Origin of the sequence: Sphaerisporangium sp. NPDC088356 (assembly GCF_040685555.1) — a bacterium.
Lineage (GTDB): Bacteria > Actinomycetota > Actinomycetes > Streptosporangiales > Streptosporangiaceae > Sphaerisporangium.
Map to the genome: position 1 here is coordinate 21,746 of NZ_JBFBIK010000097.1, position 7,962 is coordinate 29,707.

Below are 7,962 nucleotides of genomic sequence, written 5' to 3' on the forward strand. Positions count from 1 at the left end.
TTCGGGGCACCGAGCCCGTCAACCGCATCGGGAGGACGTCCCGCCGGTCACGACGTTCGAGGGCTCACCGGGCTGCCGTTCCCGGTGTGCCTTCAGCTGTCGGCGCCGCCCGTTTCCACCTCGACCCGGGGCGTGCGGGCGAGGGTGTTGGAGACATAGCAGACCCGGGAGGCCGGGGCGAGCAGCGGCTGGAGCCGCTCCGCCGGGAGGCTGGAGCGCACGTGCAGCCGGATCCCGCTGAAGCTCGGTCCGTCGTACTCCCCGGTCGCCGAGACCGACAGGTCAGGCAGCTCGATCCCGCGCTTGCGGGCGCACCACGCCAGCGCCAGCGCGTAACAGGACGCGAGCGATCCCAGGAAGTACTCGGTCGGCATCGGACCGGTGAACGTCCCGCCGACGTCCTCGGGCTCGTCAACGGTGAAGGAGAACGGTCCGGCGGTGACGGTCGCGCGCCAGCCGCCCTCCCATCGCGCGACCACGTCGTTCGAGTCTCCCGATCGTGCCAAAGCTCGCTCCCTTCGGTGCTCGGGTCGGTTTCACCCCGGAAACCAGGAATCCCAGGCGGGGGCGCCTGGGATTCCTGGGCCAGCAGGGTCAGCCGTAAAGCCGTTCGTAGTTGTCGTGGAAGACCAACCCGGTCAATTCTCCGCCACCCGTGGCGTCGACCAGTCGGGCGTACTCGCCGGCGAACTCGCCCCACGGCTGGTCGGAGGCGAACAGCACGCGGTCTCCGCCGATGCCGCGCCGGTCGATCTCGCGGGCGAGCCACTGCGGCGCGAAGCCCACCGACCAGGTCAGGTCGGTGTATACCTTCTTGCCGGCCTCGATCCAGTCGAAGAACCGCGTGCCGATGAGCTTGATGTGGCCGCTCACCCCGCCGCCGAAGTGGACGAGGTGGATCGGCGTCTCATCGGCGTAACGCTCCACGAGCAGGCCGACCTTGTCGATGTCCGAGGCCGCACCCGGCGAGGTGTGCACGTGGACGACGAGGTTGTTGGCCTTCGCGGTGGCGAACACCTTGTCGAGCTGGACCTGGCACTCGGGGTCCTCCGCCGATCCTCCGAGCAAGAAACTGATCTTGATGGCCTTGACCCCGCTCTCGGAGGCGAGCGCGAGCGACCTGTCGGTCAGCTCGGCGTCCTGCGGTCGGGGCGAGGCCCACAGGGCGGCGCTGATGCGGTCGCTCTTGGCGGACGCCTCGAGCACGAGGTCGTTGAGCGCGAAGGAGTGGCTCGGGTCGGGGACTCCGTAGTTCGGAATCACCAACGCTCGCTCGGTGCCCTCCCGGTCCATGTCCGCGATCAGCTCTTCGATCGTGGCACGGGCGTTCACGTCCGGGTTGACCGGAGGGCCGCCGTAGAACGGAAACGCGGGCAGCACACCGATGTGGCGATGCGCGTCGATGTGGCGCGACGGTCCCTTGGCCATCACATGGTCCAGGTGTTGAGCTGGAAGTGGCGCTCCCGCCACGCGGTCAGCGCGGAGTCGAGCACGTCCAGCGGGTTGAACGCCTTCACGCCCGGGATCAGGTCGTCCTCGCGCATGCCATACAGGGCACCCATGGCGAAGCGGCAGGCGTAGATGGTGGCACCCTCATCGAGGAGGGTCTTGAGCTGCCTGTTGACCGCCAGGTTGCCCGGGAAGCCCTCCTTGCCGACGGCCGGGTAGCCGCGGCCGGCAGCGGCCAGCAGCACGGCGGGCCCGTAGAGGACGATCGTCAGCTTGAACCCCTTGCGCTGGAGACGCGTGGAGGTCATCAGGTTGACGAGGGAGACCGAGCCCTCGAACGGCACCGAGTGGATGAAGACCGTGGCCTTCTCGCCCTCCTCGGCCCTGATGTCCTCGAATACCTTCTCGCTCGTGTCCCACAGGACATCCCCGTCCACGGGGGTGGCGACGGTTACGGTCTTGGAAGACATGTCACTCCTTTGTGCTATGTGCAGTGCGGAGGACCTGGTGTCGTATCAGGCCCCCCGAAGTGCCGGATCCCGCGTCAGATCGCGGGACCCTTGGACGGTGGTTGAGGTGTCCAAGCCTGCTGGTGGCTTCCCGGCATGCGCGCGATGATCGAGCTGCGCAGCTTCAGGGGCAGCCGGTGAAAGATCGGGACGTAGACCCGGCGCCAGAAGATCTCGCCGCCGCGCGGCGGGTGGGGGCGCCTGCCGCCGAGGCGGGTGCCCACCCTGTCCTGCGCGTCGACCATCAGGTAGTGCTCAGACCTCGCGCGAACCCAACGCGTCAGGCCCATCTCAGCCCCTCGCCTTCGTGAGCGCGTTCTGGGCCGCGAGCGCGATCGGCTCGTTGAGCGCGCCGATCGGCGGGCTGTAGACGTTCTCCATGGTCGCCAGATCGTTGATCGTGATCCCGGTGCGCACCGCCATGGCGAGGAAGTCGGCGCGTTCCTTGATGCCCTCACCGCCGACGAGCTGGGCTCCGATCAGCCGGAGGTGCTCGGGTTCGGCGAGGAGCTTGACCTTGACCGGCTTGACGTCGGGGTAGTAGCGCGCACGGGAGATGCCCTGGGCGGTGCCCACGATGAAGGGGACGCCGAGCGCGGTGGCCAGCGTCTCACTGAAGGACACCCCGCCGATCATCCACTTGCCGGCGACCATGCCCCAGGGGACGTAGACGGCACGGTACTCGCGGACCCCGCCCGCGGCGTTCACTCCGGCGACCTTGCCCTGTGCGTAGGCGTGGCTGCCGGACAGCCCCTGGATCGGGACGTTGGAGACGCCGTGCGGGATCTCGGTGCAGTCGCCCGCCGCGTACACGTCCGGAGCCGAGGTGCGCATCCTCCCGTCGACGATGACGCCTCCGCTCATGCCGGTCTTGATGCCGGCCGCGGTTGCGAGGATGGTGTTGGGCGTCTTCTTCGTGGCCACCACCGCCAGATCGGCCGGGATGTCCCCCTCCGAGGTGGTCACCTTGGTAAGCTTGCCGTTCTTCCCGACGAAGCCAGTGACCTTGGTGTTGAAATGCAGCTTGGCGCCCATCTCGACCCAGGACTCCTCGACCGGCTGCATGATGTCCGGATCAGTGGCCATGGACATGGCCCAGGGCGCGGGGTCGACCAGGTGGGTCTCGATGCCGCGATGCGCGAGCGCGGTGACCATCTCGGCGCCGAGCGGCGTCGCCTCGTCGACGACCGCGGTCTTCACCGTGTCCAGGACCTTGTCCCACTCCATCGCCTGACGGATGTTCTTGACGTAGTAGATGTTGCCGAGGTCGCCCCCCGGCACCCCCGGGTCGGCATAGGTGAACCCGGCCGCCAGCACCAGCGAGTCGTAGCGCTCGACCGTCTCGTCCGCCGCGGTCACCGTCTTGGCCTTCACGTCGATGGAGACGACGGCCGTCTCGTAGCGAATGTCGATGCCCTGGTCGATGTAGTGCTGCTTGGTCGCCATGAACAGGGAGTCGAAGCTGGCGATCTCACGCCCGTGGACGTAGGGGATCCCGCAAGGGCTGTAGGCCGCGTCCTCATAGTCGGTGAAGACGATGACCTCGGCGTCCGGGTCGGTACCTTTCGCGGCGCCGGCGGCACCCATCCCTGCGGCTCCGCCGCCTACCACTACGATTCGCCTGGGCATCTGACTTCGGTTCTCCTTGGGGAGGCTCGATCGCATTGAGCATGCGCAACTTTCCGTTCACCATACTTGACGTACCTGGTCGTCGCCGTCAAGGTATAGAGGGGTGCTCGTTACGGGGTGCGAAACTCGGTATACGCATCGGAGGCGCAAAGTGAGCGGACGAGTAGCCGCCGTCGTCTCCGGCATCGGCCCGAAGATCAAGGCACTTCGCAAGCAGAACGGCTACTCGCTGCAGTCGCTCGCGGAGCGCGCGGATGTCTCGGCGGCCACGATTCACAAGATCGAGCAGTCTGACATGGTGCCGACGATCACCACACTGCTTAAGATCGCCGCAGCGCTCGGCCGGCCCGTTGCCTACTTCGTTGAGGAGGAGGACGACGACAACTACCCGACGGTGTTCACCCCGGCCGATGGCAGACGCTCGATCTACACCTCACACGCCGGGATCGACCTCGGCGGGATCAGCGGACCTTATGGAGAGTTCCTGGTCGCCGCGGCAGTGGCCACCGTGATCCCGGGAGCGAGCAGCGGCAGCAAGCTGTTGCAGCACCCTGGCGAGGAGCTCGTCTACTTGGTGTCGGGCGAGCTCGAGTTCCGGGTCGGCGAGGTAACGCATGTGCTCAAGCCGGGTGACGCCCTCCACTTCCTCACTCACCAGACGCACTTCTGGCGGAACCCCGGCGACGCGAACGCCGTGGTGATCTGGATGGCGGTGCGCCCACAACAGTGAGCCGTCCATGGAGATGGGTGCGAACTTCTCATGGCCACCACGGGCCGGTCACACGTGGAGGACGATCAGGCGTCGGCGTCAATAGCCGACGATGAATCGGGTGCGGCGGTGGCGGGTGTTCGGCCTCGTCGAACAGCAGCACGGCGAGGCCTTCCATGGAGAACCAGGAGGCGCCGGACCCGTTGACAAGCAGCCCGTCGGTGCCCCACGCGATACATGCCAGTGGGTTCATACGGGCCGACCGCGCCCAACACGCCAGCGACTGCGAGATTGTCACCGGACGCCTGCCCTAGCGGAACGCGTCCTGCAAGGCACCTTCGTACGTCACTTGCTGGAAGGTTGGTGCAAAGGAGAGATCCACGTGCCCGACCTGCGGCATGCGGCCAAGCGAGGGGAAGCCTTCGACCTGACAGGCGGGGCCTTCTGAGCCGATGTCCAAGCCTGCCGACTCCGGGCTGACCTTCTTCGCCCAGTCGAACATGGCGGCTCGCTGGGTGCACTCGGCGGCCCGAACCGCGAGACGCTGACATATGCGCTGCTGTCCCTCGTTCCCGTGCTCGTCAAGGAGCTTTCGGGCAGGCCGGATGATGAGAACCTCCGCGCACACCCCTTAGCTAGCGGTGCCGTCGGCGCGAGTGCGCGTCTCGATTGTGGCCATTCGCCGATCGTGGCTACTCGCAGCGCACTCGAACATGGGGGTGCCGACGGGTAGTGCACCCACGGGCGCCGTACGAGCATCGATTTGACTTAGGAATGACCTGGTCAGGGCCTATATGAGAGTGGAGCGGGTGACGGGAATCGAACCCGCGCTTCAGCTTGGGAATCGTACGGATCCGGCCACGTAGGGTCGCTGACCTGGGCGTGGGGCCGGTCCTGAGTGACCGTGGTTGACCCCTCTTCACCTTGTCTAATTGCGCGCTAATTGCACGACGATCAAGGTGGAGCGTATGGGGGACTGGGCAATCAGTGGTTGCGGCGATCCGGCCAGATCCGGGGGATCGGGCGTCGCCCCACGCCCGATCCCCAGGGTCACCGCCTCGCGTTCCAGTTCAGGTCGATCCGCAGACCCGCGTCGTCAACCGCTGCCACGCAAGTCTTGCTGCAACGTGGTAAGTCTTCTTCGATCAGACGTCGTCGGGATGACATCATCGCCTGTCAGCCTGGCGGAGCATCGCGTCTGTTTCGGGGTCGGGCATGAGTTCCCGGACCTCTTGCGCACAGCGGCAAGCGACGGCGGTCTTGGCAGCCCACGCCAGCGCCTCTTCGCGTGAGGCCACGTCGACGACCAAGAACCCGCCGATGACCTCCTTGGTCTCCGGGTAAGGGCCGTCAGCGACCGTCCCGTCCGTGGCCACGATGCTCGCCCTCTGCCTTTCCAGTCCGGCGCCGAACACCCACACGCCGGCGTTCACGGCCTCCTGGACCACCGCGTGCGAGGCCTTGCCCACGTCGCCCCAGTCCTCGTCGGGGATGTGGTCCATCGCGCCGTCATTGAACGAGATCAAGTACTGGGTCATCCCATGACTCCCTTGTTCCGGCGGCCTCCTGCGGCCCGCCTCTCGCCTGTTCTACGAACGACTCGCCCCGGATTCGAGGCTATGCAACAGATTTTGCGCGGGAGTTCCGCCGCTCGGCGCCAATTACCTGTTGGAATGGTTGCGGTCCCATCACGGGGGGCCTACCGGTCGCCGCAAAGCCGTACATGGCTCACATGGACACGTACACGGCCGACTACCCGGACGCGTTCGTCTTCCTGGGTGCCAAGGGGGCCGTGCTGCGGGGAACTGATGAACCGGATGGGCCACTCCACGACACGGGCCGCTCTCATCTACCTGCACACGGAGGACGGCCGTGACCGGGTCATCGCGGACGGCATGGGCAGGCTCGCCGAGGAGGCCATGCGGAAGGCGGAAGAGAACGGATCGGGCGCGTAAGGGGCCACGAGAGATCGGCAAGCCCTAGGAGACGAACAAGGCCCGGGTCTGGAAAGCATCCCTGACCTGGGCTTTCGTCGTTGGAGCGGGTGACGGGAGTCGAACCCGCGCTGTCAGCTTGGGAATCGCATGGATCGCGCCTCGTAGGGCCGCTGACCTGCGGTTGGCACCGGTCATGAGTGACCGTGGTTGCCCCCTCGTTACCCTCCTTAATGGCACGACGAAGGGCGGCTCTGGGGGATGAACGAGCAGGTGGCAGCCAAGATCGCAGAGGAGTACCTGTCACGGTGGCGTCGTATCGCGATCTATGACGAACTCGCGGTCATGGAGGAGAACGGCGATAAGGACTGGGCGAACATCACCGGAGAGGACGGACGCGAGTACAAGGTCCTGGCTTACGTGCTTCCCGAGGCCGATCGGGCACTCCGGTTGGTCATCGCGGTGAACGATCGCGTGCCCCGCGGAGCCATTGCTCCCGCGACGCGGACTGTGGTCATGCGTCCGGGTGGCACCTACGTGGAGTAGATGGAGAGCGGCGCATCTGCGCATTATGGCGGTAGTGCACAGCACCCGCGGATCGAAAGAAGACGCCTTGACCAAGGTTGTTGGCTTTGACCGGGGCGCCTGGTATCCGCTGAAGTCCGCCCTGATTCGCGCCCTTGGCTGTACGCGTGGCTGTACAGCCAATCTCTCGTGATCGGGCATCCTTGACGACGTGTCGACCCCCGGTCTCCCCGATCCGTTGCCGCACTTCTTCGATTGCGGCTGTTCCGATATCTACTTCTGCCCGACGTCGCAGGAGGTGGAGTGTCCCCGGCATAGCGGGTTCACGGTGTGCTGCGATGCTGTCCAACGGCACATCCCCGCGCGGACGCGCACATCTGCCCCTGACTGATCACCCCGTCTGCCTCGACCCACCGCGAAGCGGCAGCGGGTCGGCGACGGAGGTGCAAGCCCGTCTTCACGTGTTCCATGTTCCCGGTGAGCTTCCTCGCCCACTGGTTGTCCTACCGGCACAGACGGGCTTGCTCCGGAGGGCCGGTCTGCTGGGCTCCGCCTGGGTAGGCGACCGGCGGCCCGTCCGGGCAGGCCGGACTCGTGTCCTCACCTCCTCCGCCATCGTGCACACCGACGACATCGCCTGGAACCACGCCTACTTCGACTGGGGCGCCGTGCTCGTCGAGAACATCCTGCAACCCCTGTACCGCGGTGAGGCGGTGGACTTCTGCCCTGATGCCTGGATCACCCACGACCGGCCCGGATCGATCACCGCCCCCGCCGGTGCCGACTTCATCTGGGTCGAGGGCACCGGCATCATCCGCGAGGAGCTTGCCCCGTGGTTGGACGCCTCGGTGTGGATGCAGGGTGACCTCGATGAGCAAGAGCGCTTGCTGGTCGTCCGCGACGGTGACTCCCCCGAGCAACTGGAGCACGTGGCGAGCTGGCTGCTGGAGGAACTGCCGTTCATCTTGCGAGAACAGCGAGTCGTGAAATCCATCCCTGACCTGGGCCTTGAAGATTGGAGCGGGTGACGGGAAGCGCGCCGGCGGCCTGGGTCAGCGCCCCCGGAAGGTGCGGCACGGTCGCGCCGTCAACGGAGGCCGGGGAAGTGGTGGAGCTGGTGGGTGGGGAAGCGATCGCCCGTGCGGGGCAGAACTGTCTGGGAGAGCGCGGACAGTGTCGAGACGCAGGCCGGTGCCACCGCGATGCC

General features: G+C 66.5%; 11 protein-coding genes. 4 read left to right on the top strand and 7 right to left on the bottom strand.

The window, feature by feature from the left end:
* Positions 1-92: 92 nt before the first annotated feature.
* From AB0O34_RS27810 to AB0O34_RS27830, 5 genes are all read right to left on the bottom strand, one after another.
* Positions 93-506, bottom strand: coding sequence for an OsmC family protein (locus AB0O34_RS27810; protein ID WP_363920253.1), 414 nt, complete (start codon positions 504-506; stop codon positions 93-95).
* A gap of 88 nt (positions 507-594) precedes the next feature.
* On the bottom strand, positions 595-1,428 hold the full coding sequence (locus AB0O34_RS27815) for an amidohydrolase family protein (RefSeq protein WP_363920254.1): 834 nt from the start codon (positions 1,426-1,428) through the stop codon (positions 595-597).
* A complete protein-coding gene (locus tag AB0O34_RS27820) occupies positions 1,428-1,919 on the bottom strand; it encodes an MSMEG_0572/Sll0783 family nitrogen starvation response protein (RefSeq protein ID WP_363920256.1) in 492 nt (163 codons plus the stop codon). The genes AB0O34_RS27815 and AB0O34_RS27820 overlap by 1 nt, the downstream gene beginning before the upstream one ends.
* Positions 1,920-1,993: 74 nt before the next feature.
* Positions 1,994-2,248, bottom strand: a complete 255-nt coding sequence (locus tag AB0O34_RS27825) for a hypothetical protein (protein WP_363920258.1) — start codon at positions 2,246-2,248, stop codon at positions 1,994-1,996.
* 1 nt (position 2,249) lies between these two features.
* Positions 2,250-3,587, bottom strand: a complete 1,338-nt coding sequence (locus AB0O34_RS27830; RefSeq protein WP_363920260.1) for an FAD-dependent oxidoreductase — start codon at positions 3,585-3,587, stop codon at positions 2,250-2,252.
* Positions 3,588-3,738: 151 nt separating this feature from the next.
* Here AB0O34_RS27830 and AB0O34_RS27835 point away from each other — a divergent pair, with 151 nt between their 5' ends.
* On the top strand, positions 3,739-4,317 hold the full coding sequence (locus AB0O34_RS27835; RefSeq protein WP_363920262.1) for an XRE family transcriptional regulator: 579 nt from the start codon (positions 3,739-3,741) through the stop codon (positions 4,315-4,317).
* 289 nt (positions 4,318-4,606) lie between these two features.
* Here the strand turns inward: AB0O34_RS27835 and AB0O34_RS27840 are convergent, their stop codons facing one another.
* Both AB0O34_RS27840 and AB0O34_RS27845 read right to left on the bottom strand, forming a co-directional pair.
* The gene (locus AB0O34_RS27840; protein WP_363920264.1) at positions 4,607-4,798 is read right to left on the bottom strand and encodes a hypothetical protein; all 192 of its coding nucleotides are present in this window, start codon (positions 4,796-4,798) and stop codon (positions 4,607-4,609) included.
* 664 nt (positions 4,799-5,462) lie between these two features.
* On the bottom strand, positions 5,463-5,834 hold the full coding sequence (locus tag AB0O34_RS27845) for a YciI family protein (RefSeq protein ID WP_363920266.1): 372 nt from the start codon (positions 5,832-5,834) through the stop codon (positions 5,463-5,465).
* Between the two features lie 270 nt (positions 5,835-6,104).
* Here AB0O34_RS27845 and AB0O34_RS27850 point away from each other — a divergent pair, with 270 nt between their 5' ends.
* From AB0O34_RS27850 to AB0O34_RS27860, 3 genes are all read left to right on the top strand, one after another.
* Complete coding sequence (locus AB0O34_RS27850) at positions 6,105-6,251, top strand: hypothetical protein (RefSeq protein WP_363920268.1); 147 nt, start codon at positions 6,105-6,107, stop codon at positions 6,249-6,251.
* Between the two features lie 240 nt (positions 6,252-6,491).
* Complete coding sequence (locus AB0O34_RS27855; protein WP_363920270.1) at positions 6,492-6,776, top strand: hypothetical protein; 285 nt, start codon at positions 6,492-6,494, stop codon at positions 6,774-6,776.
* A gap of 500 nt (positions 6,777-7,276) precedes the next feature.
* A complete protein-coding gene (locus AB0O34_RS27860; protein ID WP_363920272.1) occupies positions 7,277-7,783 on the top strand; it encodes a hypothetical protein in 507 nt (168 codons plus the stop codon).
* The last annotated feature ends 179 nt before the right edge of the window (positions 7,784-7,962 follow it).

Excerpts from the sequence above, each read along its gene's own strand:
- AB0O34_RS27855 (WP_363920270.1), top strand. The coding sequence starts at position 6,492 with ATGAACGAGCAGGTGGCAGCCAAGATCGCAGAGGAGTACCTGTCACGG.
- AB0O34_RS27820 (WP_363920256.1), bottom strand. The coding sequence starts at position 1,919 with ATGTCTTCCAAGACCGTAACCGTCGCCACCCCCGTGGACGGGGATGTC.
- AB0O34_RS27850 (WP_363920268.1), top strand. The coding sequence starts at position 6,105 with ATGAACCGGATGGGCCACTCCACGACACGGGCCGCTCTCATCTACCTG.
- AB0O34_RS27825 (WP_363920258.1), bottom strand. The coding sequence starts at position 2,248 with ATGGGCCTGACGCGTTGGGTTCGCGCGAGGTCTGAGCACTACCTGATG.
- AB0O34_RS27815 (WP_363920254.1), bottom strand. The coding sequence starts at position 1,428 with ATGGCCAAGGGACCGTCGCGCCACATCGACGCGCATCGCCACATCGGT.
- AB0O34_RS27830 (WP_363920260.1), bottom strand. The coding sequence starts at position 3,587 with ATGCCCAGGCGAATCGTAGTGGTAGGCGGCGGAGCCGCAGGGATGGGT.
- AB0O34_RS27840 (WP_363920264.1), bottom strand. The coding sequence starts at position 4,798 with ATGTTCGACTGGGCGAAGAAGGTCAGCCCGGAGTCGGCAGGCTTGGAC.
- AB0O34_RS27845 (WP_363920266.1), bottom strand. The coding sequence starts at position 5,834 with ATGACCCAGTACTTGATCTCGTTCAATGACGGCGCGATGGACCACATC.